Annotated in this window: 22 protein-coding genes; 19 read left to right on the forward strand and 3 right to left on the reverse strand. The window is 45.8% G+C overall.

The annotated features are described in order from the left end of the window. Positions 1–17 precede the first annotated feature (17 nt). The 14 genes from CLV59_RS13915 (at position 18) to CLV59_RS13985 (ending at position 18,626) form a co-directional block, all read left to right on the forward strand. On the forward strand, positions 18–830 hold the full coding sequence (locus CLV59_RS13915) for a hypothetical protein (protein ID WP_111592649.1): 813 nt from the start codon (positions 18–20) through the stop codon (positions 828–830). A gap of 269 nt (positions 831–1,099) precedes the next feature. Next, complete coding sequence (locus tag CLV59_RS13925) at positions 1,100–1,849, forward strand: L,D-transpeptidase family protein (RefSeq protein ID WP_111592651.1); 750 nt, start codon at positions 1,100–1,102, stop codon at positions 1,847–1,849. A gap of 154 nt (positions 1,850–2,003) precedes the next feature. After that, the gene (locus tag CLV59_RS13930; protein WP_111592652.1) at positions 2,004–2,579 is read left to right on the forward strand and encodes a gluconate 2-dehydrogenase subunit 3 family protein; all 576 of its coding nucleotides are present in this window, start codon (positions 2,004–2,006) and stop codon (positions 2,577–2,579) included. A gap of 89 nt (positions 2,580–2,668) precedes the next feature. Continuing rightward, positions 2,669–4,369, forward strand: a complete 1,701-nt coding sequence (locus CLV59_RS13935) for a GMC oxidoreductase (protein ID WP_111592653.1) — start codon at positions 2,669–2,671, stop codon at positions 4,367–4,369. A gap of 11 nt (positions 4,370–4,380) precedes the next feature. Beyond that, positions 4,381–6,078, forward strand: a complete 1,698-nt coding sequence (locus CLV59_RS13940) for a GMC oxidoreductase (protein WP_111592654.1) — start codon at positions 4,381–4,383, stop codon at positions 6,076–6,078. A 78-nt stretch (positions 6,079–6,156) separates the two neighbouring features. Further along, positions 6,157–6,738: an RNA polymerase sigma factor gene (locus tag CLV59_RS13945; RefSeq protein WP_170137748.1), complete on the forward strand. Its 582-nt coding sequence runs from the start codon at positions 6,157–6,159 to the stop codon at positions 6,736–6,738. A gap of 146 nt (positions 6,739–6,884) precedes the next feature. Continuing rightward, complete coding sequence (locus CLV59_RS13950) at positions 6,885–8,051, forward strand: FecR family protein (protein WP_111592656.1); 1,167 nt, start codon at positions 6,885–6,887, stop codon at positions 8,049–8,051. Between the two features lie 292 nt (positions 8,052–8,343). Then, on the forward strand, positions 8,344–11,667 hold the full coding sequence (locus tag CLV59_RS13955; RefSeq protein ID WP_170137749.1) for a SusC/RagA family TonB-linked outer membrane protein: 3,324 nt from the start codon (positions 8,344–8,346) through the stop codon (positions 11,665–11,667). A gap of 10 nt (positions 11,668–11,677) precedes the next feature. Beyond that, a complete protein-coding gene (locus CLV59_RS13960; RefSeq protein ID WP_111592658.1) occupies positions 11,678–13,252 on the forward strand; it encodes a RagB/SusD family nutrient uptake outer membrane protein in 1,575 nt (524 codons plus the stop codon). A 35-nt stretch (positions 13,253–13,287) separates the two neighbouring features. Then, complete coding sequence (locus tag CLV59_RS13965) at positions 13,288–14,796, forward strand: redoxin domain-containing protein (RefSeq protein ID WP_111592659.1); 1,509 nt, start codon at positions 13,288–13,290, stop codon at positions 14,794–14,796. A gap of 133 nt (positions 14,797–14,929) precedes the next feature. Next, positions 14,930–16,747: a glycoside hydrolase family 35 protein gene (locus tag CLV59_RS13970; protein WP_111592660.1), complete on the forward strand. Its 1,818-nt coding sequence runs from the start codon at positions 14,930–14,932 to the stop codon at positions 16,745–16,747. Between the two features lie 141 nt (positions 16,748–16,888). Then, on the forward strand, positions 16,889–17,488 hold the full coding sequence (locus CLV59_RS13975; RefSeq protein WP_111592661.1) for a TetR/AcrR family transcriptional regulator: 600 nt from the start codon (positions 16,889–16,891) through the stop codon (positions 17,486–17,488). 117 nt (positions 17,489–17,605) lie between these two features. Then, complete coding sequence (locus CLV59_RS13980; RefSeq protein WP_111592662.1) at positions 17,606–18,091, forward strand: DUF2938 domain-containing protein; 486 nt, start codon at positions 17,606–17,608, stop codon at positions 18,089–18,091. A gap of 91 nt (positions 18,092–18,182) precedes the next feature. Further along, entirely contained in the window at positions 18,183–18,626 is a 444-nt protein-coding gene (locus tag CLV59_RS13985) for a CBS domain-containing protein (protein ID WP_111592663.1), read from the forward strand. A gap of 63 nt (positions 18,627–18,689) precedes the next feature. Here CLV59_RS13985 and CLV59_RS13990 read toward each other — a convergent pair whose 3' ends face one another. The 3 genes from CLV59_RS13990 to CLV59_RS14000 all read right to left on the reverse strand — a co-directional run bounded on the left by CLV59_RS13990 (position 18,690) and on the right by CLV59_RS14000 (position 22,776). Continuing rightward, the gene (locus CLV59_RS13990) at positions 18,690–21,128 is read right to left on the reverse strand and encodes an outer membrane beta-barrel protein (RefSeq protein WP_111592664.1); all 2,439 of its coding nucleotides are present in this window, start codon (positions 21,126–21,128) and stop codon (positions 18,690–18,692) included. A gap of 51 nt (positions 21,129–21,179) precedes the next feature. Further along, complete coding sequence (locus CLV59_RS13995; protein WP_146616196.1) at positions 21,180–21,428, reverse strand: hypothetical protein; 249 nt, start codon at positions 21,426–21,428, stop codon at positions 21,180–21,182. A 79-nt stretch (positions 21,429–21,507) separates the two neighbouring features. Continuing rightward, a complete protein-coding gene (locus CLV59_RS14000) occupies positions 21,508–22,776 on the reverse strand; it encodes an aspartate kinase (RefSeq protein ID WP_111592666.1) in 1,269 nt (422 codons plus the stop codon). A gap of 147 nt (positions 22,777–22,923) precedes the next feature. Between CLV59_RS14000 and fbp the strand changes: the two genes are divergently transcribed. The 5 genes from fbp (at position 22,924) to CLV59_RS14025 (ending at position 26,697) form a co-directional block, all read left to right on the forward strand. Next, complete coding sequence (gene fbp / locus CLV59_RS14005; protein ID WP_111592667.1) at positions 22,924–23,937, forward strand: class 1 fructose-bisphosphatase; 1,014 nt, start codon at positions 22,924–22,926, stop codon at positions 23,935–23,937. A gap of 84 nt (positions 23,938–24,021) precedes the next feature. Beyond that, the gene (locus CLV59_RS14010; protein ID WP_170137750.1) at positions 24,022–24,684 is read left to right on the forward strand and encodes a GNAT family N-acetyltransferase; all 663 of its coding nucleotides are present in this window, start codon (positions 24,022–24,024) and stop codon (positions 24,682–24,684) included. A gap of 127 nt (positions 24,685–24,811) precedes the next feature. Beyond that, on the forward strand, positions 24,812–25,300 hold the full coding sequence (locus CLV59_RS14015) for a CAP domain-containing protein (RefSeq protein ID WP_211323858.1): 489 nt from the start codon (positions 24,812–24,814) through the stop codon (positions 25,298–25,300). A gap of 88 nt (positions 25,301–25,388) precedes the next feature. After that, positions 25,389–26,153 (forward strand): ABC transporter ATP-binding protein, encoded by a 765-nt coding sequence (locus CLV59_RS14020; RefSeq protein WP_111592669.1) that lies wholly within the window; start codon positions 25,389–25,391, stop codon positions 26,151–26,153. 13 nt (positions 26,154–26,166) lie between these two features. Continuing rightward, on the forward strand, positions 26,167–26,697 hold the full coding sequence (locus tag CLV59_RS14025; RefSeq protein WP_111592670.1) for a YfiT family bacillithiol transferase: 531 nt from the start codon (positions 26,167–26,169) through the stop codon (positions 26,695–26,697). The last annotated feature ends 3 nt before the right edge of the window (positions 26,698–26,700 follow it).

A 26,700-nucleotide genomic window follows, 5' to 3' on the forward strand; every position in this document is an offset into this window, starting at 1 on the left:
ATCTAAACGACGCACCTATGCACAACGCAAACATTACCCGTAGGGTAAGCCATGTCCTTTTGCTGGCAGGTTTGGGCCTGACCACTGCATTTACTACCATTCCAGGAGAGCCGGAACCGACTTATCTGCACAAAATCATTGCAGGTGGGAGTCGTACTACACTGGAGTACAACACCGACAAAACCGTTAACAAGCTGGTACAGGTGTACAAAGGAGAAAGTGGAGAGTACCAGGAAGTGATTGTACCGGTATATGAAAATGGCCGTCTGGTGAAGACCATGTCTACCGACAATACTGCCTCTGCTGCAACAGACCTGAACACAAGTCTGGAATATGCCGCTGGTGGCCAGGTACAGCGTATTTCTTATTACCGAGACAATGCCGTATATGCGTATGATTCACTCGCATATGGTGACGGTGGTCATCTGGTGGCGCGTTATCAGTTTGCTAAACAGCCGGGTAAAAATGCCTGGGAAAACAGCGGCTATCAAGCGTTTACCTGGGACGGACAGGGAAATATCATCCGCCAGGATAACTTTGGAAAACAGCCAGGGTACTCTAAGTTTGTGAATGTTTCCAGTATTAGTTACCGTTACGACGATAAATTAAATCCAAGACAGCAGCAAGGGCTGGCATGGATGCTGGAATTGCAACCTGCCTACCTTTCCGCACACAATGTAATTGGTGAAACCCTTGTCAGCAACCATTCTTCCAGACCAGTGACCAGCACCTGCGTGTATTCTTATACAGGAGGAAAATTCCCGCTGAAAGCCACTTATACTACCGATGCAGATCCAGGAATTGTTAAAATGGAGTTTACAAGGTTGTAAGTACACGGACAATAACTTAACTTTACATGCAATATAATTTGTAATTGTTTCGTTGTCTATGAGTATACAGACGCTGTTTGGGGTATTGTTTTTGTTAGGAGGGATTTTTCAGGCATTCACGGCCATATTGATTTATCTGGGACACAAGAGCTATATTTTAAGAATCATGAGTAAAAAAGTAGCGATGGTATTTCATTGCGTACTTGCCTTTTTCTTATTTTTCCTGGCATATATAAACCTGGTTTAACTTTAAAATTTTGTTGAAAAGTATGAAGCGACTTTTAGTACTCGCACTGATGTTGTTGGCAGGGGGCGCCGTTTTTGCCCAGCAATCTTTTCTTGAGAACCAGAAAATGTATCCTAAAGTAGGAGAGGCTTTCCGTCAGAAAGAGGAATTGTTAAAGAAAGAATTTGAAAAGAAAGGGTTGACTTATCCTGCTAAATATATCTTCATCCGCTCCTTTAAACTGGACAGCGAAATGGAGATCTGGGTGAAAAATAACCCACAGGATACCTTCCGTCTCTTTAAATCATACCGGGTATGCACCCTCTCCGGAAAAATGGGACCTAAACGCCGTGAAGGCGACCGCCAGGTTCCGGAAGGATTTTATTATATCAACGACTTTAATCCTAACAGTAACTATCATCTCTCCCTGGGTATCAACTATCCCAACTTTTCCGATCGCATTCTCAGCGATCCTAAAAAGCCGGGCAACGAGATCTATATCCATGGTAACTGCATTACAGTAGGCTGTATTCCTTTAACCGATGAATTCATCGACGAAGTATACATCCTCGCCGTAAACGCAAAAAATGCCGGTCAGGACTTCATACCAGTGCATGTATTCCCGATTAAATTCGGTAACAGCCGCTCTGTAGATTATCTGAACACCATTCCCGTAACAGATAGCATCAGTCGTCCTTTCTGGGCAGACCTCCGCCATGCATATGATTATTTCGAAAAACACCATAAGCTGCCGGTAGTAATGATCGATGACAAAGGAAGATATACCATGTAGTATCGCCTTCCTGCACTGAATATTCTTATTAGGAAAGGTCCCGCTCACAGCGGGACCTTTCCTTTTTTAATGCCTGAAAACGGTTCATCCATGTTAATTTGGATTTTAGGTTATTTTTTTTAAACTTACCGTTCGGTCAAATCAAATCCTTATTATGCATAGAAGAGACGCAATCAGGAATGTGGCGATTTTGTTGGGTACTGCCATTTCCGCTTCCACGTTATCAGCTCTAGAAGGCTGCACAGGTTCCGCTCCAAAGAATTACGATCTTCACACGCCACAAACGAAAACCTTGGTGGCCGAAGTTGCGGAAACAATTATTCCAACCACCGATACCCCTGGCGCAAAAGCGGGCAAGGTAGACGAATTCATCATCACCATGATGAATGACTGCTATAAAAAAGCAGACCAGGACATCTTCCTCGATGGCCTGAAAAAAATTGATGAAGCCAGCAAAAAGAAATTCAGCAAAGTTTTTCTGGAGCTGACTCCTGAACAACGCACCGAAATCCTCACCGAAATCGATAAAGAACGCGTTGCCTACAATAAAAGGGAAAATAAGAAAGATGGGGATCCTGCCCATTACTTCCAGTTCATGAAAGATCTCACCCTGGTCGGTTACTTTAGCTCCGAACCCGGTGCTACCCAAGCCCTGCGCTATGTTAGGGTACCAGGTAAATATGACGGCTGCGTACCTTACAAAAAAGGTGACAAGGCCTGGGCTTCCTAAGTCCGGATTGCTATTCATAACTGTTGATGTCAGTTCTGTCCGTCCTCCGGACAACTGATGCTTTCTTGTTCTCCTAAATATTGCCGACAATGAATCTAAATACTAAAGCGCAGGAACAAAATACTTATGACGCTATTGTCATAGGCTCTGGTGTAAGCGGTGGCTGGGCTGCCAAAGAATTAACTGAAAAAGGCCTGAAAGTGCTCATGCTGGATCGTGGTAAACAACTGGAACACGTGAAGGATTATGATACCGCCATGAAAGATCCCTGGGAATTCCCACACAGAGGTAAAATAACCCAGGAACAAAGAGAAAGCCATCCTAAGCTGAGCCGCGATTACCCTTACTCTGAACACAACGAAAAATTCTGGATCAACGATTCCCAGAGTCCTTATAACGAAGTAAAAAGATTTGACTGGTACCGCCCGGATATCGTAGGCGGTAAATCCATCATGTGGGGCCGTCAGTCATACCGCTGGAGTGATCTCGATTTCGAAGCCAACCTGAAAGATGGCATTGCTGTAGACTGGCCTATCCGCTATAAGGATCTTGCGCCATGGTATGATTACGTTGAGAAATTTGCTGGTATCAGCGGTTCCCGCGAAGGCTTACCACAGCTCCCGGACGGTCAGTTCATGCCAGCAATGCCTATGAACTGCGTTGAAATAGATGTGAAAAAAAGCATCGAATCTAAATACAAAGGCCGTATCATGACAATGGGCCGTGTGGCGAATATCACCGAACCGCTGCCTGGCCGTGAGAAATGCCAGTTCCGTAACCTCTGTAGCCGCGGATGTCCTTTCGGCGCTTACTTCAGCACACAGTCATCCACACTGCCTGCAGCCATGGCTACCGGTAACCTGACGCTCCGTCCTGACTCCATCGTAAACTCTATCATCTACGATGAGAAAAAAGGAAAAGCAACCGGCGTGCGCGTGATCGACAAGCACTCCAAACAAATGGTGGAATTCTATGCGAAAATCATCTTCGTAAACGGTTCTACTTTAGGTACCACCTTCGTATTAATGAACTCTACTTCCAACCGTTTCCCAACTGGTTTAGGTAACGACAGCGGCGTACTGGGTAAATACCTGATGGATCACCATTTCCGTACAGGCGCTTCCGGTACTGCGGAAGGATACGACGATAAATATATTTTCGGTCGCCGTGCCAACGGTATCTATATCCCACGTTATCGCAACGTAGGTAGCGATAAACGCGACTATCTCCGTGGCTTTGGCTACCAGGGCGGCGCCAGCCGTGGCGCTCTGTGGAGCAAAGGTATTGCGGAAATTGGCGTAGGTAAAGACTTCAAGGATTCCCTGGTAGAACCTGGCAACTGGTCCATGGGACTGGGAGGATTCGGAGAATGTCTGCCTTACGAAGATAACATGGTAACCCTGGACCACTCCGTGAAAGATGCATGGGGCCAACCTGTTCTCAAATTCGATGCGGAATTCAAAGAGAATGAGAAGAAAATGCGCGTAGACATGATGAATGACGCCGCAGAAATGCTGGAAGCAGCAGGAATGAAGAACGTGAAGACATACGACAACGGATCTTATCCAGGTATGGCGATTCATGAAATGGGTACCGCCCGCATGGGACGTGATCCTAAAACTTCTATCCTCAACGGCTATAACCAAATGCATGCTGTTCCCAACGTATTCGTTACCGATGGCGCCAGCATGACCTCCGCAGCCTGCGTGAATCCTTCACTGACTTACATGGCAATGACAGCGCGCGCAGTTGACTATGCCGTGAAAGAAATGAAGAAAGGAAATATCTAAAAACTGTAAGTATGAACCTGAATATAAAAGCGACCAAAGAAAATACCTACGATGCCATCGTGGTAGGCTCTGGTATCAGCGGTGGATGGGCTGCCAAGGAATTGTGCGAAAAAGGCCTGAAAACGCTGGTGCTGGAAAGAGGTCGTAATGTAGAGCATATCAAGGATTATACAACCGCTATGATGGACCCATGGGAGTTTCCTCACCGGTTGCATCATACCAACGAGATGCGCGAAAAACACCCCATTCAGAGCCGCTGCTACGCCTTCGATGAGGCTACCCAACAGTTTTGGGTGAACGACAAAGAAAACCCCTACAATGAAGTAAAGCCGTTCAACTGGCTCCGCGGATATCAGGTAGGCGGCCGCTCCCTCATGTGGGGTCGTCAGGTGTATCGTTGGAGCGATCTCGATTTTGAAGCCAATGCAAAAGATGGCCATGGCGTTGACTGGCCTATCCGTTATAAAGACATTGCTCCCTGGTATGAGTATGTAGAACGTTTTATCGGTGTGAGCGGACAGGCAGAAGGCCTGCCACAGCTCCCGGACGGTATCTTCATGCCTGCCATGGAAATGAATTGTCTGGAAAAACATGTGGCGGCAAGAATCAAAGAACAATACAAAGACCGTATTATTACTATTGGTCGTGTAGCCCATGTTACAGAGAAGCATAATGGTCGTGGTCCTTGCCAGTACAGAAATCTCTGTGCCCGCGGATGCCCTTATACCGGTTATTTCAGCAGCAATGGCGTAACATTGCCTGCCGCTGCCGCTACCGGCAACCTCACGCTGCGTCCGGATTCTATCGTGCTGGAAGTACTGTACGATAAAGATACCGCTAAAGCTACCGGTGTGCGTGTAATGGATGCACATACCAAACAGACCGTAGAATATTACGCCAATATCGTTTTCCTGAATGGTTCTACTTTAGGTACCACCTGGATTATGATGAATTCTGTTTCAGACCGTTTTCCTAATGGATTTGGTAATGATAGCGGACAACTTGGCCATAATCTCATGGATCACCACTTTGGCGTGGGCGCAGGCGGAGAATTCGACGGCTTTGAAGATCAATATACCAGTGCTGGCCGCAGACCAAATGGTATTTACATTCCGCGCTTCCGTAACGTTAACGCAAGTACGATGCAGAAGGACTATGTACGTGGCTTTGGCTACCAAGGCGGAGCAGGTAGAGGACGTGGCATCGGTAATGAAGGTATCGGCGTAGCCCTGAAAGAATCGCAGACCATTCCTGGAAAATGGGGAATGGGAATTGGTTCATGGGGAGAACATCTTCCTTACTTCGAGAATAAGGTAACCCTGAATAAGGAGAAGAAAGATGTGAACGGATTACCGACCTTGGATATCGACTGCGAATTCAAAGAGAATGAACTCGCCATGCGTAAGGATATGCAACAATCTGCCATTGAAATGCTGGAAAAAGCAGGACTGAAAAATGTGCATGGTTATGACGGCGCGCCTCCTCCAGGCCACTGTATCCACGAAATGGGTACTGCTCGTATGGGTCGCGATCCTAAAACCTCTGTACTGAATGGTTTCAACCAGGTACATGCTGCTAAGAATGTCTTTATTACGGATGGGGCCTGTATGGCTTCTTCTTCTTGTGTAAATCCAAGTATCACTTATATGGCACTCACGGCCAGAGCCTGTGACCATGCTGTATCTGAGCTGAAGAAAGGAAATATCTAATACACACTAAATAAAAATAAAACAGGCCGGTAACTTTTACCGGCCTGTTTTATTTTTTACATTTACAGCAGATCAACGGTGGAATTATTGGACAGCAACAGGTTTCATATCGACGCAACGATACTTGTCAACATATCAGAAGGCAATGAAGAGGCATTCCGGCAATTATTCTTTGCTGTGCTTCCATGGCTGACTCCCTACGTACGGAAAGTGATAAAAGATCCGGACAGCGTGGAAGAAGTGATACAGGAAACATTTATTCGGATATGGATTAGTCGCGATAAATTACCCGGCATTGAAAACCCCAAAGCCTGGATTATGCGCGTAGCCAGCAACGAATGCTTCACCTGGTTCCATAAACAGGCCGCTGCCCGCATGACCACCTCTCTCCCGGATTCGCTGCCGGAAGCTGCCGTCAACCAGGTAGAAGAAGTGGTGGCCAGCAGAGAAACATTACACCTCATCAAAGAAGCCGTAGATCATCTGCCGCCACAACGCCGTAAAATATATCTGATGAGCCGGGAACAAGGACTCAAAACCCAGGAAATTGCGGATAAACTGCAGTTATCGCAGAGTTATGTGAAAAATACATTGAGCGCCGCACTGAATAATATCCGGGAATTCCTCCAGGCAGCCGGCAAATCAATTCCTTTCTTGTAGGAATAAAAGCTGGCAGGGCGACTTTCATCTCCCGAAAAATATTTTTTTCAACAGATGGGTACCATCTCTCTTTTTTCCATTCTTACTTATATACCACTGCCTCGCAGTGTGCCTGTAATTCTAAATACTACGTTTGAAAACCAATTATGGAAGCGCGAATATTCTTTTTAATTAAAAAGAGCCAGGATGCTGTGCTCACGGAAGCAGAAGAAAAAGAACTACATACGTTCTTTTTAAATGAAGCCAACCGCGAAGCCTTCCTTCTGGAAATGCAGCAAAATACAGATGCCTTAACCGAAGATTTCGTGGAAAGGGAGAGATGGGAACCGGTATTGCAGAAAGTATTGAATGCAGATAATCGCACTAACAGTACAGTAATACCAATGCATACTGCCAGGGAGACAAATATCCGGATATGGCGGAGATACGCGGCGGCTGCAGCCATTATTGCTATGATAACTGGCGCATGGTTTTATAAACAGGGCCAACAGCAACGCATACTTCCAAAATCGGCCATGATAGCGCCCGGCAGTAATAAATCCATCCTGCGTTTGAGCAACGGAAAAACAATCGTGTTGTCCGATGCCGATAACGGAGTGGTTTCCAAACAAGGCAATATGAGTATTGTGAAGCTGGATAGTGGACTATTGGCCTTTAACGGAACAGGAAATACGAATGAGACAACTGTTAATACACTGAGCACACCAAAGGGCGGACAATATTGTGTGATCCTCCCGGACGGTACGAAAGTATGGATGAATGCCGCCAGTGAACTCAGTTTTCCATCTGCTTTTAATGGTAGAGAGAGAAGTGTAACACTTACCGGTGAAGCCTATTTCGAAGTGACAGGTACGGCCGATCGTCCGTTTATAGTGAACACCAGAAACCAGCAGGTACAGGTATTGGGAACCAGCTTTAATATCAACGCCTACGACAACGAACCGATGATCAGTACTACGCTGATCACTGGGAAAGTAAAAGTAAGCGCAGGTAATAAGTCGGCGGTACTACTCCCGGGAGAACAGCTGCAGCATAACAGCAGCAGCTGGCAAATCCTGCGAAATCCCGATACCGACGCCGTGATGGCCTGGAAAAATGGTTATTTCTCATTCAGCAATGCGGATATAAATACTGTCATGAAACAACTGGAAAGATGGTATGATATCAAAGTCGTTATTGCTACAAAAAATAAATCACATCAGTTCGTAGGGGAAATACCGAGGAACCTAACATTAGATAAAGCAATGGAAATATTAAAACAAAGCGGTATAACATATACTATTCAGGAAAGAACAGTGACCATCACCGACTAAGAGTTAATACAGCAACAGCATAACGATAGTTCAACAACCAATTCTCTAAATCTTACACCAACCAAAATACTAACAAGCAGAAACCAACTACCTATCATCATGAAAAAAAACAGCACCTAAAAAAACAAAAACAGAAGTGGTTGCAACACTTCTGTTCATTTATTCGGGTTCGTCGATAACCATCCGACCAAGAACGCTTATCTCTTCACCCTAACACAACAAATTTATGCAATTAACAGATTGCTACAGGCATTTTTTTGCCCGTTCCCTACTTAAAAAAACGATGCTCATTATGAAGATCAATTTCTTCCTGATCCTGGTAATGTGTTTGCATGTGAGCGCTAAAAGTCTATCACAGGATATATCCATATCCGTCAAAGAGGCGCCCCTGGAAGAGGTGCTTGCCAACATCAAAAAGCAAAGCAATTACCATTTCTTCTATGATGCACAGCAGCTGAAAACAGCGCTGCCAGTAACTTCTATGGTACAGAAAACCACGCTGAAGAAAGCGATGGAGGCGGTCATGAAAGATCAGCCACTGACCTGGTACATAGATGAAGAACATAAATTGGTAACGATTGGTCGTCCGCCTGCCAACACTGTATTCGCAGTACCTGTTGTAAATGGGGGAATCAATGGTATCGTGACAGACGAAAAAAATAAGCCTATTCCCGGCGCTACTGTTAGCATCAAGCCTTTCAACAAAGGAATGGCTACCAATGAAGATGGTAAATTTTACTTCCCTAATTTACCTCCCGGCGAATACCAGGTAACCGTTACATTCATAGGTTATAATACCTACAAGACCAATGTACGGGTGAATGGTAGTGCCGTAACCATCACCGTTCCGCTGAAACCAGGACTTACAGAGCTTAACGCCTCCGTGATAGTAGGTTATGGTACCACCACCAAACGGGTACAAACAGAGTCCATGGCCTCCATTAAATCAGAAGAGCTGACACAAAACCATGCCAGCGCCTCTGTGTCGGACATGCTGGCCGGTCGCTTACCAGGACTCTATTCCATTAAATCGGGAGGCGCTCCGGGAGCAGGAACTACTTTGTTTGTCCGTGGCCTCAGTACCTTCAATAACTCTGCTCCATTAGTGGTCATTGATGGTATCCCGGACAGGAAACTGGATGACCTGAATGCAGCAGACATCGAAACAATATCTGTATTGAAAGATGCATCTGCGATTTCTGTATATGGCGCCCGTGCGGCAAATGGCGTAATCCTGGTGACCACGAAGAAAGGTAGTCTCGGTAAATCAAATATCGCTTTTACTGCCAACTTAATCAATCAACGTCCTACACAGTATTATAAGCAAATGAATTCTTATCAGTATGCATCCTTGTACAACGAAGCGCTGAAAAATGAGAATGCTTATAACCCCGCTTTAGGCGTAGGTTTTAGTGATGATGCCTTACAGAAATTTAAAGATGGTTCTGATCCGGATCATTATCCAAACACCAACTGGATAGACCAGGTACTCGCAAAATCGATCTGGCAGAAAAACTATAACCTGTCTGTTTCCGGCGGATCTGATAAAGTACGTTACTACCTTTCCGGTGGCTATGTGAAGAATGATGGTATGATAAACGTAGAAGGTTACAAACGGTATAACCTCCGAAGTAACCTGGATGCAAGAATCACCCGTGATCTGAAAGTAACGCTGAACCTGATGGGAGCCTTCAACAACACAAACGGAGAAGCCGTTTATGGTACAGAGTATGTGATCAAGAACCTGTACAGTACGCCGCCTACCCGTGTGAACCAGTTCACCAATGGTACCTATGCTAATGTGCCGGAACAACGAGGTAACACCTATCTGCAATCTATTGGTAAGTCGGGCTATTATTTTAATAATGGCAATGTTTTCAATTCCATGGTGAACTTGCAGTATGATGTGCCATTTATCAAAGGGTTATCGGTGAAAGGAAATGCGGCATTTGATAAACTCTACACTTTCGCAAAACGCTTTGCTACGCCATATGATATGTACAGCATCAATGCGGCAGGCGCCTATACGAAAGTAGCTGCTTATCCTACAGATCCTTTCCTGCGCGAGTATTTCACGCAGAGCTACAGCACCACCCTGGAAGGTGGTCTGGCATATGATAACAGATTCGGCAGACATCAGCTTTCCGGTACGCTGTTGTATACGCAGACGAATTCAAAGATCGACAACTTCGATACGCAGCGCAGTGGATTTATATCTTCCAGCTTATCTGAACTCGGATTGGGAGATCCTACGAGAGTAACCAACGGAGGAACAGCCTCACAATCCGCCAGGAGAGGCATGGTTGGTAGAGTGAGCTATAACTATGATACACGCTATCTGTTCCAGTTCAATTTCCGTTATGACGGTTCAGATATCTTCCCACCGGATCATCGTTTTGGATTTTTCCCATCTTTCTCCGCTGGTTGGGTGATATCTGATGAACCTTTCATGCAAAGTATTGCAGACAAGATCAGTTTCCTGAAGCTGCGTGCATCCTGGGGGCAGTTAGGTAACGATCGCGTAAATCCTTACCAGTTCCTCACTACGTACGCTCTTAGTACTACTGGCGGTTATACGTTGGGCGGAGCTTCTCCTGTATTCTATCAGACGCTTCAGCCAAATGTACTGGCCAATCCGCTGTTTACCTGGGAACGTGCCAATATTTCCAACGCAGGTCTGGAATTACACCTCAAGCGCGATGTGCTGACATTGGAAGCAGATTATTTTTATAAACGCACCAAAGATATCCTGGCGCCGCCGGCTGCTCAGGTGCCCGCTGTGATTGGGATTGGCCTGCCTTCTACCAACGATGGTATCGTAGATAGCAGGGGGCTGGAACTAAACCTGACGCATAGAATGAAGGTCGGTAAGTTTAGTTACTATGTCTCTCCAAATGTAAGTTTCGCAAAGAACAAAGTAATTCACTATCCTGAATCGCAAAGTATTCCTGACTGGCAGAAAGTAAGCGGAAAATCTATCGGTTATTACAATAATAGCGTAGGTCAGAATGGCCTGGGTTACGTATCTGATGGCTTGTATCAATCTGATGCAGATGTGGCGAAAGGCCCAACACCACTGTATCCGAATGTCAAAGCAGGGGATATCCGTTATAAGGATATTGATGGCGATGGTAAGATTACCACCGCAGACCGTGTACTGATTGGCGCCGATCTGTTCCCTAAAATTCAGTATGGCGTTAGCTTCGGCGCTAAGTATGAAGGACTGGAGCTAAATGTACTCATGCAGGGAGCCGGCAATGTAAAAGGTTATGCCTATATCAATCTGCCTGCATCCACACAGAAACTGGACAGATGGACACCGGATAACCCGAATGCTTCTTTCCCGCGCCTTTGGTATAATAACCAGAATAATCAGCAGGTATCAGACTTCTGGTTGAGAAACACCGCATTCCTGCGGGTGAAAAACATCGAGCTGGCATATTCTTTACCAGCATATATGCTGCGGCCTATTCATGCGAACTTACTGCGTGTATTCGTGTCGGCTAATAATGCATTCACGTTCACCCATTTCAAGTTATTTGATCCTGAAAGTGCAGGACAGGTGCGTGATCCGCTGATGAAATCGTATACCGCTGGTCTTACTTTGCAATTCTAATCTAACTGCTATGAAAAAAATTCTTGCCTATATAACGGGAACGCTTATACTTGGTGCGGTCGCCTGTAACAAGGACGCACTGAACAATGGGCCGTTGAACCTTTACAGCGATAGCAATATCTGGAAAGACAGCTCCCTCATTAGCCGCGTGGTACTGCAATCTTATTCAGGTATTCATGCGATCTACGACGATGCCGGAAGCTGGCTGCCAATGGATATTACAGACGAAGGAAAATCCGCCAGGGCTTTTCTCAGCTCCAACCTGGTGAACACCGGGCAGTACGCCGCTGCCAACGGTATCTATACCGATGTATGGACGAATGTCTACACCAACGTGAGGAACTGTAATAACGTAATGGAACATTTATCCGTTATGCCGCTCGGGGATGCCACTAAACAGCGCATTAAGGGCGAAATGCTGTTCCTGCGCGCACTCCATTACATGGATCTCTATTCCGTTTTTGGTCGCTTTCCTATCATCACAAAGGTACTGACCTTACAGGATGACCTGACCATGGCCCGTGGTACCGATGATGAGTGCGTGAAATTTATGTTAGACGACCTTACACAAGCAGCTGCATTGCTGCCTGCGTCCTATTCCAAAGCAGAAGCAGGCCGCGCTACCAAATATGCGGCAATGGCCATGAAATGCAGGCTGCTGCTCAATCATAAAGAATACCAGGCTGCTTCCGACGTAGCAAAAGAAATCATCGACAAAGGCGGTTACAGCCTGTTTCCTGATTATGGCGCCATGTTCTTCCCTGAAAATGACGATAACAAAGAAGTTATCTTTAACAAGGAATATGGTAGCGATCAGAATGGAACGCCCCATGTACTGGATCTCTATGATAACTCCACTTTCTTTACGGGTTTCAGTAGTTTGATTGATTGCCCTACCCAGAATATGGTGGATCAGTACCTGATGACAGACGGCTTGCCCTGGAACCAATCGCCCCTGTTTGATCCGGCGCATCCTTATGCTAACAGAGATGCCCGTTTACACGCCAGTATTATATATGATGGCACCGACTGGCTGAACCAGACAATGGATCTGAAGTTGGGCTCCAAGTATAATCCATCTACTTATAGTACCGCCATTACAGGGTATATGTTGCGTAAATTCCTGAACCCACGCTACGTTTTCAATGGTAGTAATACCAATTACCAAAACTGTATTATGATGCGTTTAGGAGAGATATATCTCAACTATGCAGAATGTCAACTGAAATTAAATAATCCCGAGGAAGCAAGAACCTATATCAATTTCTTGCGTCAGCGTGCAGGCATGCCTGTTATACAACCAGGGCAACTTACCTGGGATATCTATGTGCGGGAACGTACAGTGGAACTGGCATTCGAAGGACAGCGTTTCAATGATATCCGTCGTTGGGGAACAGGAGTAACGATGATTGGCGCTGCTATTACAGCGGTGCAGATCACAGAAACAAATGGGGTAAGAAGTTACAAAACAGTGCCATTGGAACAACGCTACTGGCATGATAAAATGTATTATTTCCCGATACCGCAAGCCCAACTGCAGAAATATCCTGCTGGCAAGGTGCCGGAACAAAATCCAGGCTGGTAATTCGTTAAAAAATATTCATCCTAAAAAATTCAGTTATGAAATTGTATTCAAGAAATACTGCCATGGCAATGGCTTTCATGGCCATCCCAGGTATAGCTGCCGCACAGAAGACAGACCAGAAAAAGGTGGATAGTCTGGTGGCAGTTATCAATAATAATCCGGAGAACATTGAAGCCATTGATGCGTTTAATCGCTCTACTGGCCGGGATACAACGTTGCGTGCCAATCAATTCAGAACCTGGTTGCAAAAATACCCGGAATCTGCTGGTATCAACTATGGTATGGGCACTTTCTATACCCATCAGGAAAGTCCTGCAGCCAGGCCATATCTGCTGAAAGCGGTTTCCATCAATCCCAAGCTGGCAGTGGCTTATGCTGAACTGGCCATAGATGCGGAAAGATGGGGCGAGTTTGATAAAGCATCCGCATTCAAAGGGAAAGCTTATGAAGCAAATCCGGAGAGTCCTGATTATCTTTTCAGCTACATGTATGGTTTCGAAAGCAAGGACCCTGCAAAATGGGCAGCCATGCTGAAAGAGCTGAGAACCAAATTCCCGCAGAGCGATCGTGGCGCGCAGGCGATGTACTGGAAAGCATTACGTACTGCTGATCGGAAAGAGAAAGTAGCGATTTATGAAGATATGCATCAGCATTATCCGATAAATAAATCCAACTGGGGAGCCTATGGTATGAGTGATTACTTTGATGTACTGCTCGCCGATAATCCTGCGAAAGCAGCTGCACTGGCTGGAGAACTGGCCGCTACTCCAGGAATAGAAGCATCAACGAAGGATGATTTTACCAAGAATAAAGTGTTGGCGGAGCAACTGATACAAGCAGAAAAACTGCTGAAAGCAGGTAAGGCGAATGAGGCTTCTGCATTGCTGAACAAAGTAAATGCAAGACGCTGGGGCCCTACCATCAGTATTGTAGCCCTCGCGAAAGCTAAAGCGGCTGCGGCAGTGAGTCCGCAACAGGCATACGATACCCTGCTGAAATACTATCTCAAAGAGCCAGCACGTGCCATGAAAGACCCACTGTATAAGTACGGTCGTCAGATTGGTAAATCGGATGATGCGATCTTGACTGATATCAAAGCTAAGCTGCTGGCTAGTTCCAAACCTGCTATCTTTTCTTTCGACGCCTATCTGGAATCCGGTAAGAAAACCATGCAGGATTACAAAGGGAAAGTGGTATTGCTGACTTTCTGGTTCCCTGGCTGCGGGCCTTGCAGAGGAGAGTTCCCTCACTTCGAAGAAGTGCTGCAGCATTTCGACAGAACCCAGGTGAATTATGTGGGCGTAAACATCATGGCGGATCAGGATGAATATGTGATTCCGTTTGTGAAGTCCAGCAAATATACTTTCACGCCGCTGAAAGATAAAGAAGCAGATCGTACCAACCTGCCTGTCAGAGGAGCTCCCAGCAACTTCCTGATAGACCAGAACGGAAAAATTATCTTCTCTGGTTTCATGATTCAAACTCCGGAAGCACAACTGATGTTGCAGGATATGATCAACCTCTTATTAGATAAGAAAGCATAAACCGCTAAATTTTCTCTGAAAAATAAAGCAAAACGGGATTGATGTCGCATCCATCAATCCCGTTTTGCTTTATTTAATAAAAACTGTATTTTGGACACTTAATAAATCCTAACATCAACAACCACTTAGAGCAATGAAAAAAGTGATTTTGAGCGGCATGCTGGCACTATCCTGCTGGATGGGGCAGCAAGTGCAGGCACAAAGCAAACATACCTTCCAACTGGATAAAACAGCGTTTCTGCTGGACGGAAAGCCTTACCAGATCATCAGCGGAGAAATGCATCCTGCCCGTATTCCTCATGAATATTGGCGTCATCGTATTCAGATGGCGAAAGCAATGGGCTGTAATACCATTGCAGCATATGTATTCTGGAATTACCATGAACAGGAAAAAGGGAAGTTTGACTTTACCACCACTAATCACAACATTGCGGAGTTTATCAAAATAGCACAGTCGGAAGGCATGTGGGTGATGCTACGCCCTGGGCCTTATGTATGTGCGGAGTGGGAGTTTGGCGGATTGCCTCCTTATCTGTTGCAAACGCCTGATATCAAAGTGCGTTGCATGGATCCCCGCTACATGGAAAACGTAAAACGTTATGTGGATGCCCTGGCTGCTGAAGTGAAACCATTGCTGGTCACCAATGGTGGACCTATAGTGATGGTACAGATAGAAAACGAATACGGTAGCTACGGTAACGATAAGGATTACCTATATGCGCTCCGGGATATGTGGGTGAAAAATGGCATTAATGTTCCTTTCTATACCGCCGATGGCGCTACGCCATTCATGCTGGAAGCCGGATCTGTTGCCGGTGCGGCAATCGGGCTGGATTCAGGTTCTTCTGAAGAAGATTTTGCACAAGCTAAAAAACAGAATCCGAATGTACCTAGCTTCAGCAGCGAATCTTATCCGGGTTGGCTTACGCATTGGGGCGAAAAATGGCAACGTCCGGGAATTGATGGTATCGAGAAGGAAGTAAAATTCCTGATGGATACGAAGCGTTCTTTTAACCTTTATGTGATTCATGGCGGAACCAACTTCGGTTATACTGCCGGCGCAAATTCGGGCGGTAAAGGGTATGAACCGGATGTAACCAGCTACGACTATGATGCGCCTATCAATGAACAGGGCGATACCACCGCGAAATATATGGCATTGCGTAAGCTGATAGGATCGTATCTCCCTAAAGGCAAAAAATTACCAGCCATCCCTGCGGCAATACCCACCACTACTTTCCCGGAAGTAACGCTGCAGCCATTCACAACGGTATGGGAACACTTACCAGCAGCTGTGAAAATGCCGCAACCAGTGTCATTTGAAGCATTAGGCCAGGATTATGGATTTATGCTTTACAGAACAAAACTGATAGGTCATAAAAGCGGTAAACTCACCATCAAGGATCTGCATGATTATGCGACCATTTTCCTGAACGGTAAATATGTAGGTAAGCTGGATCGCCGACTGGGAGAGAAAACCATCGAACTGCCGAAATCAGATGTGCAGGACCCGGTATTGGAAATTCTCGTGGAAGGCATGGGCCGTATCAATTTCGCCGATGCGATCATCGACCGCAAAGGTATTACGGACAGAGTGGTCCTGAATGGTATGACCTTGATGAATTGGGAAATCTTCGGTCTGCCGATGAATGAGCAATTCGTACAACAGTTGTCGGCTTCCTCCACTACCGCCGATAGCCGCGAAGGAAAATTCTTCCGCGCTACCTTCCAGTTGCCAGAAGCAAAAGATACTTACATTGATATGTCGGCCTTCAGTAAAGGTATTGTATGGGTGAATGGTCATAACCTGGGTCGTTACTGGGAAATTGGTCCGCAGAAACGCCTGTATTGCCCGGCTCCATGGCTGAAGAAAGGAGACAACCAGATCGTGGTATTCGATCTGCATCAGCAAACCGCTGCTCCGGTAAAGGGTATGAAAACATTAGAATAATTTTTTAGAGAGACAATATCCTAACTGTCCCTGCAGCCGCTCACGCTGCAGGGATTTTTTTTTGTTGCCATTAATCCGGAATTGATTCGTAGATTTGCCGAACAGTGTTCGGTAGTAAAACACTATTAGAAAAAAATTCTTATGGGTAGCAAGGAGAGAATAGCCAGAGAGAAGGCGCAGGTCCGAAAAGATATCCTGGACGCCGCGCTGGAAATCATCACGGAAGAAGGCTGTCAGGCGCTGAGTATGCGTAAAATTGCGGACCGTATTGAGTATGCAGTAGCCTCTATTTATGAATACTTTGCCAACAAGGATAGCATTCTGGCAGAATTGACAGGGCAGGGGTATACCTTATTGTCTAACGGTTTGCGCAAAGCGGCAGCGGGGCAGAAGGCGCCGTATGCCAAGCTGGAAGCCATGTGGCTGGCCTATTGGCAATTCGCTAACAAGCAGGAAGAGCTGTACAAACTGATGTATGGCATTCAAACTAGCTGCCCGAAACCGGAAGTCGCAGTGGAAAATGCAACACTGCCACAACAGCTCTTCCAGGAAGCCATTGCGGTGGTCCTCCATGCAAAAGATCCTGAAAGTAAAACTGTTCGCGATACCTATTTCTCGCTCTGGGCAATGGTACACGGACTGGCAGCTATCAATATTACCAACGACAAGCTAAGTAAAGACATGAACCTGCGCATTCTGAAAAATGCACTCGGGGCCATCGTTCGTAACCAAGTATCCTGATGTTGTAAATACAGCGCGCCGTCCCCTCTTAGCCAGGAGCCGGCGCTTTTTTTTTCTTAATTTCCGAACACTGTTCGGAAATCTTTTCACTGTTCGGAATTATAAATACGATTTAATATGGAGATCATCTTAAAAACAATCCTCACCGGCATCGGCGCTACAATCATAATGGACATCTGGGCCTGGCTGCTTCGTAAACTGTTTAAGGTACAAGGACTTAACTACGCTTTCCTCGGACGATGGATAGGACATCTCTTTAAAGGGAAGTTTAACCATCATCCCATCATGGCTTCAGAACCGATTCCCGGCGAGCTGGCCCTCGGATGGATGGCCCATTATGGCATCGGCATTACCTTCTCCATACTCCTGGTAATGCTCTGGGGGCCCGAATGGCTGGCGTCTCCCCAGATCCTCCCGGCATTAATCATAGGCATTGGCACTACCGTAGCACCGTTCTTCCTGATGCAACCCGCCATGGGAATGGGAATAGCCGCTGCCCGTACCCCCAAACCCGCTATCGCCCGCCTTAAAAGCCTGATGACCCACACCATATATGGGATAGGTCTGTATCTGGCGGCACAACTATTGACCTTTTTGCCTTAATAAACGCCAGGAAATGGTGCTTTTCAATATCAGCAAAATATGTTATCTTAGGAAAGAGTCGGTTTTTCATTTCTAATCAAATAGGCTTACCATGGGAACAGTACGCAACATCCTGGAGGCCAAGGGTCACGCAGTCTATGCTATTCGTCCAGACAAAACCGTTTATGAAGCTATTCAAATGCTCGTAGAACATAATGTTGGAGCATTAACGGTTGTCGATGAAAATGACAATTTCCTTGGAATATTCTCCGAACGCGATTATGCCCGACGTGTTATCCTCAAGGGCAGATCCTCCAAAGAAACAGCTATTAGCGAAATTATGACAGAACATCCCATCACAGTTACGGAAGATACCTCTATTGAAGACTGTATGGTGAAAATGACCGATAAACATATCCGTCATCTTCCTGTTGTGAACGCACAACAGCGGCTCATTGGTCTGGTCTCTATCGGCGATGTCGTGAAATACATCATCGATGACCAGAAATACATCATTACCAGTCTGGAAGGTTACATCAATGGAAGTCGTACCTGATTAATCAAAAAGGGCCGGTTGCTCCTGCGAACAACCAGCCCTTTTAACTGATGATGACGGAAATCAACCAGCGCGTTTGCTCTCTGCGCTGGCGCCAGTCTGCCGGTCACGAGCGGCTTTAATGGAGTTATTGCCGAATTTATAACTGAAATAGATACTGTAACTTCTGTATTGCCAGATATTGTAAATATTCATATCCAGGTTGGCATACTGTGCACGGCCCCTGAAATACTGCGGATGTAACAGGTTATTACAATTCAGCTTAATCGTCGCTTTCTTGTCCAGGAAGCTTTTCTGAATACCCAGATTCATATTATACTGCGGATCTCCTTTGAATATACCGAAGATAAAAGGTGACTGGTAAAAACCGGTTACTTCCACTTTATAGTCTTTCGGCAGCGTGATGGTCTGCGTGGTATTCACATTGTAATCCCAGATAGAACGGGTTTGCAGCGGTCCTGTACCAGCTTGCACCAGGTAACTGGTGTAACCAGCATTCAGATTGTTATCCATATGCCACCATTTAGTTGGATCAAATGGCGCGGTAACAGATAAATTCAGGTGATCGGCATGATCAAAGTTGAGATCCCTGCTGATAGTCACTTTAGTGGCATCGTCCTGATCCAGAAACTCTTCCATTATTTGCTTGGTACGGCTATAGTTCAAGGTGAAGATGTATTTATCTTTCAACACATAACTGAACTCTGTGGAAGTAGTATATTGTGGCTTCAGATAAGGATTCCCTTGGCGATAGGTATAACGATCCAGGTAGTACACAAATGGATTCAGCTGGTTATATTCCGGACGGTCTATACGACGGGTATAGGCAAGACTGATTTTATTCTTATCGTTCAGCTTCTGCTCTACAGAGATATTCGGGAAGAAATTCAAGTATTTATTTTCTACCGTGCTATCCATGGTATGAGATATCCCTTTTGAATTAGTATACTCAAAACGGCCGCCTACTGCGAAACTGGTGGATTTGATTGCCTTTCTGTAAGTGGCATAGGCTGCATACACATTTTCATTGTAATCAAATTCATCACTCTGTGACTGCGCTCTCACATATTTGCCATTTTGCAGAGAATCTGCCTGCATAATGTTGTTGATAGAAGCCAATCCCACCTTAGCGCCGGCTTCCAGTTTTCCCTGCTTACCCAAAGGCCAGGTGAGATCAGCTTTCAGACTCTTGATAATGATTTGTGCAGACGCGTTGTTCTGTACTCCGTTCATATTCCTGAACTGGCCGCTGTGATTATCCAGCATGCTATCGTTCAGCGTCATGTTACGAACATTGTGAAAGTTGGCATAGTCAGCGTCTACACTAATTTCTTTGCCGGAAGTATCCAGTACTCCCTTATAGTTCAGATTGACGGCGATATTGTCAAAGTGATTGTTGTTAGTGGTGAAAGAAGACAGTATTGAGTCCGGACGTTGTCCTGGTCTGAAAAGTGGGGTGGTACTGGGAATGGTAGATTTGAAAGCATTAGAATAGCCATTCACCAGCACGCCCACTGTATGTTTGTCGGTCAGGAAGTAATCCAAGCCAACTTTATAACTTCTGTCCGTAAATTTTCCCCGTTGTGAAATAGTCTGGGTGAGCATAGAGGTATCGCCTGCATCACGGAAAGTCCGTTTGAACTCTCTGTCTATATGATTCCTGTACTGACCCAGATTTCCATTACCATAAAGGTTGAATTTTTCTGTTCTCCAGTTGAAATTAGCACCGCCATTGGCACTTGGATAATAGGCCTGCGTGAGGGTGCCATTAACAGAACCGTTGATGCCGGTCAGTTTTCCTTTTTTAGTTTTTATGTTGATGATACCTCCGGTACCGGCAGCATCATATTTGGAAGGAGGAGTGGTCATCAGTTCTATCTGGCCAATATTCTCTGCTGGCGTGGTTTTGAGCAGGTTGGTCAACTGTTCTCCACTCAGGTAGGTGAGCTTACCATCTATCATTACCTGTACCGATTTACCTTGCAGAATAACGTTTTCGTTATTGTCGAGTACTACGCCCGGCGCTTTGCGAAGCAGGTCCAGTGCGGAGTTACCGGCAGCAGTAGGACTGCTTTCCACGTTCAGAACAGTTTTGCCGGGTTCTCTTTCTATATAAGGCTTTTGTGCCGTAACGTTTACGCCTTGCAGGGTTTTGGAAAGCGGCGCCAGTACGATACTGTCTATAGAAATTTTTTTATGGGCGGCATCAATGGTGAAATCCGGGGTATAAGCAGTGGTGAAGCCCATTTGTGAAGCCTGAAGGAAGTATTGACCTTCCGGAATATTTTGGAATGCGCAGGCGCCATTTTCCGTACTTAATTCGCCTTTTACCAGAACAGAGTCCTTTACTTGCCTTAACAATACACTGGCAAATGGCAGCGGTTTTCCCGCTTTATCAATGATTTTTATACTTATTTGTCCGGTAACGGCGGAAGATTTTTGGGCATGGGAGGTCATCATAAGGAGCAATAGCATCCCCAATGCCAACATGAACTTTTTCATACTATCGAAGCAGTTATAATTCTCTTAGCAAAAACTCAGGTGAGCAACCTGTTATTGAAAATCTTGAGTGAAAATGCTACGCAACAAAACCTTAAAATCTGTGTCTCTGGTTTCCGTCTTGAGATGGGTAATATTGGTAGGGCAGTCGGTACCAACAGATGGAGCATGGATACTGCTGGCACTGATTAAATCGAAAGGAAGTACTCCGGGGGCAACGTTCGACCTGTGGCTTGCCCACATTTTCCCCCCGCAGGCCACGGCCATCATACCAGCAATATATAACAGAGCAACTTTTTTCATACCTCGTTTTTTTATAAAGACGCACGGGTATAAAAAAAGTTGCACATTCATTTTAAAATAATTTTGGCAGAAGATAACTTTATTTCTTCCACAACCGCTGAATCGTAGCAGGAGAGCGCTGTTCCAGCAGAATAGGATGCCCGGAACTAAGCTCTTCCAACAGTCCGTCATGATAATAACGCACAGTCAGCAACTCCAGCCCTTCGTTGTAATTGATCTTGAAATCGTTATGTAATGTTTTAATCAGGAGTTCTATTTTTTCCGGATTATGATCTATACAGCAGGAGAAGCTGATCGCCCCGTTTTGCATCAGGTTGATCTTGATTTTCAAACCATGGAAGATCTCATAGATGTCGCTGATCTTCGCCTCGGTAATAAAGGAGTAATCCTTAGACGTTATATGTAGTAACACCTGATTTTTCTTCAGCACGATGAGCGGCGGCAGATTGCGGAGGTCCGCTACTTCTTTAATCACGGTACCCGGCAGGTTTTTATCCAGGAAACACTTTACATATAAAGGAATCTGCTTGTTTTGCAGCGGCTTGATCGTTTTAGGGTGGATGACCTGCGCGCCATAGAATGCCATTTCAATCACCTCGCCATAACTGATCTCCGGAATATTCACGGTATTCTTAAAAAGCTTGGGATCAGCATTTTTCAGACCTTCCACATCTTTCCAGATGGTCTGGCTTTCCGCATTCAGCATATTCGCAAAAACAGCTGCGGAATAGTCACTCCCTTCTCTGCCCAGGGTAACGCTTTCATTCTGATCGGTAGCGCCAATAAAGCCCTGTGCGATGATAATACCGGTTTCATTGAACATAGGCATTACCTTCTCTGTCACCTGACGCTGGGTATATGCCCAGTCAATATTACCATCCCTGAAGTTATCATCTGTACGGAAAATGTCTCTGACATCCAGCCAGGTATTGTGAATACCTACGGTATTGAAATAGGCGCTCACAATGGCAGTACTGAGCAATTCGCCCATACTTACCAGCTGATCGTAGTAATAATCATATGCCCGCATAGGTTTCTCGCCGAGGGTCCATTCTGCTTCAGTGAAGAACTGCTGGAGCTGTACAAACAGAGGATTTTCCCGGGTGCCCAGCAATAATTCCGCTATTTGTATGTGCTGCTGCTCAATGTTATAAAGCAACTGTGCAGCGATTTCCCGCTTCCGCAGATAAAAGTTCTGTGCAACTTTTTCCAGCTCATTGGTCGTTTTACCCATGGCAGAAATAACGATCAACAGCTTGTCATCTGGGTAAGACTGTATAATCTGCCCTACCTGGCGAATACGTTCAACACTTTCTAAACTTGCGCCTCCGAACTTGAAAACCTTCATATGATAGTTTAAATTCTATTAAAAAAATATTCGGCAAAGTAAGGCAAGTTTAGAATTGTTTTAAAATCTGTTTACAGAGAAATGACAGTTTCATTAAAATAAAATCCATTTGCTGTAAATTCGCCCGGAAACATAGTTAGTAGCGTTATGAATCACAAGGAAAGAGTAATGACCTTGGATGAGTTCACCATCCAGGAATTACGAAATTATCCCGGTGCAACCGGTCAGCTCTCCGGTTTATTGCGAGATATAGGTCTCGCTGCCAAAAGGGTGAATGTGGAAGTAAACAAAGCCGGAATAGCGGATATTCTCGGCGAAGTAGGAAAAACCAATGTCCAGGGCGAATCTGTGAAGAAGCTGGACGAATTTGCGAACGATCAGTTTATTGCTTCTCTCAGAACCAGCATTTACTGCTGTGGCGTGGCCTCCGAAGAGGAAGAGAACTTCATCGCATTCACAGACGAACACTCCAGGAAATCCAAATATGTTGTTTTAATGGACCCCCTCGATGGCTCCAGCAACATTGATGTAAACGTTTCCATCGGTACTATTTTCTCCGTTTACCGCCGTTTATCACCGGAAGGAGAGGAATGTAACCTGGAAGACTTCCTGCAACCTGGTACGCAGCAAATCGCTGCTGGTTATATCATCTACGGTTCTTCTACCATGATGGTATATGCCACCCGTCGTAGCGTGCAGGGCTTTACACTGGACCCTTCCATCGGAGAGTTCTGCCTGTCCCACCCAAATCTGAAATGTCCTCCTGAAAGCGATATTTTCTCTGTAAACATGGGGTATTATCACCTCTATGATGAGAATATCAGGCATTCTATTGACCATTTTATGGCCCGCAATGAAAACGACCGCATCTATCGCCATCGTTTTGTTGGCTGTATGGTGGCGGAGATTCATCGTACGCTGATCCAGGGCGGTATCTTTATGTATCCGGCCTTTGGCAAGTGGAAAGCAGGACGTCTGCGCCTTTGCTATGAATGTAATCCGATGTCTTTCCTCATGGAGAAAGCCGGTGGCGTAGCGATGGCCAATGGCCGCCAGCGCCTGCTGGAGCTGAAACCTGTTCAGTTACACCAGCGTGTGCCAATCTTCATTGGGTCCAAAAACATGGTGGATACCTGGCAGGATATTGTCAATAAAAAGTAGCACAACTTTTACCGTATATTAATGCATCTGAAAGACCCGTTTCTGCTCATCAGAGACGGGTTTTTCTTTATATTTAGGGAATATATGCCAACACGTCTTCCATATGATCCCGCTGATCCCTTCCTGGTAGAAACCTGGCTGAAAGGCTGGGCTATTGCTCGTGGTACCATGGGGCCTGTGCCGGATCAGGGTGGATTCCGCATTGATGTTGGCTGGCCGGATCAACTGGTCCGATATGTTTTTCCGCAGCTATGCGCCGGATGGCAAGACCTCCAGCACACCATAGACCAACCATACATTTTTCTGAAAGTCTGCGCCACACCGGAGCAAATTCGTCCTTTACTACTGCCCCCATGGGAAATTTGTCCTCCCGGTTTTATGATGAGGAAAATATGGGGCGACCGCCAGGCCGCTGTTCAATTGCCCTCCTCCTATTATATGGAAACCACTCCAGGAGCCACTCCTAAAGCAAGGATCTTCACTTCGTCCGGCGAACTGGCCGCTCTGGGCAGCATTGCTATGGTAGGGGAGTATGCCATTTTTGACCGTATAGCCACCGAACCAGCCCATCAACGCAAAGGCCTGGGCTCCGCGGTCATGACAGCCCTTAGTAACATGGTAATACAGCAGGGCGCTACCACAGGATTACTGGTTGCCACCACCCAGGGAAAAGCGCTGTATTCCACCTTAAACTGGGAATTATATGCGCCCTATACCACCATTGTAATACCAGCTGCAGACCGATAACTACGTGTCTCCCAAAAAAAATATCAGACAAACACATACATTTCTGCGCAAAAAATAAACCTTGGCATAATTTTTTAGTCAGTGCTATAAACACATTAATCATTTTTTATTATTAACCATTATTTTTATGTTCGTTTTGAAAGGCCGCAGTATTCTTACATTTCTGGTAGTCCTCTTTAGCGCTTTCCAGGTAAGCGCATGTTCTCACGCTACCACCCGTCAGGCCTCCGACGAGGGCGGCAATACGATGGAGGAACAAATCCTCTATTACACCAACCGTTTCAGGGCTTCCAAAGGATTAAAACCATTACAGCTGGATAGCTATTGCAGTCAGCAGGCGGCGCGTCATAGTCGCGATATGGCGGATGGCAGTACCGGCTTCGGTCATGAAGGCTTCGAAGACCGTGTGGCGAACATTTCTAAAAAAATGGGACGTGTAGGATCTGCCGCTGAAAACGTGGCCTATGGCACCCTCAGCGCAGAAGCAGTGGTAGACGGATGGATTAAAAGTCCGGGCCACCGCAAAAACATGCTGGGAGATTACAATCTGATAGGCATCGGCTCCGCCAGAAGTGGCCGCATCACCTTTTTTACCCAGGTATTCATCAAGAAATAAAATATTTATTTCGGCTTACACATCTGATAAAGGCAAGTCTGTACAGACTTGCCTTTATCTTTTCCTAATTAATGTCTAATTTGGCGGCATGGAAAAGAAGAAAATCATCGAGGTCAGCAACCTGGTGAAAAAATACGGAGAGTTTACCGCAGTGAAAGGGCTCAGTTTTGAGGTGTATGAAGGTGAAATCTTCGGCCTGCTCGGTCCCAACGGCGCAGGAAAATCTACTACACTTGAAATCATCGAAACCCTCCGGGAAAAAACCAGCGGCACCGTAAATGTAGACGGCTTCGACCTGGATCAATCCCCTGGAGAAATCAAAAAAATCATAGGCGTACAACTCCAAAGCTCCGGCTATTATCCCAACCTGAAATTGACGGAACTCATTGAAATGTTCGGCGGATTGTACAACCAACCGGTGGACCCTATCCAGCTGCTGGGTATGTTCAATCTCTCCGACAAAGCCAACGCTAAATATAAAGAGCTTTCTGGCGGCCAGAAACAACGTTTCTCCATCGCTACCACGCTCATCAATAAACCGCGCATCATCTTCCTGGATGAACCCACCACCGGCCTGGACCCTCAAGCGAGAAGAAGTCTGTGGGACCTGATCCTGGAGGTACGCGCACAAGGCACTACTGTGGTAATCACCACTCACTACATGGATGAAGCAGAATTCCTCTGCGATCGCTGCGCCATCGTAGACAGCGGTAATATCATTGCGCTGGCTTCCCCGGATGCATTGATAGACCAGCTGGTATCACAAGGGTTTGAGCGTAAAAAGGAAGTGAAAAAAGCAAACCTGGAAGATGTATTCATTCATCTGACAGGAAAAGAATTACGAGAAGACTAATTAACATACCGTAATGGAAGCACTGCAATACCCCATCGGCCGCTTTCAGGCGAAAGTGGATTATACGCCGGATGAATTAAACGGCTTTATCAATGATATCCGTTATCTGCCCGCTCTGTTGGAAACAGTGATACAAAACATGGATGAAGCGCAGCTGCAAACGCCCTACAGACCTGATGGCTGGACAGTGGCACAACTTGTCCATCATGTGGCTGATAGTCACCTCAACGCCTATACGCGTTTGAAACTGGCACTCACCGAAGATGTTCCAACGATCAAAGTATACGAGGAAAAAGCATGGGCAGAACTGCCGGATGTCTTCACCGTACCTACTAACGTATCTGTCACCTTATTACATGCGCTCCATGCCCGCTGGGTGGCTTGTCTGAAAGCTATTACGCCGGAGCAGTGGGAGCGTACGTTCTATCATCCGGAACATAAGAAAGAATTCAACATTAAAACGATTACCGCAATGTATGCCTGGCACGGCCTGCATCATGTGGCGCACATTACTGCGTTGAAGGAAAGAATGAACTGGGAATAATTT

Source organism: Chitinophaga dinghuensis, from assembly GCF_003259435.1.
In the GTDB taxonomy this organism is placed as follows: Bacteria; Bacteroidota; Bacteroidia; order Chitinophagales; family Chitinophagaceae; genus Chitinophaga; species Chitinophaga dinghuensis.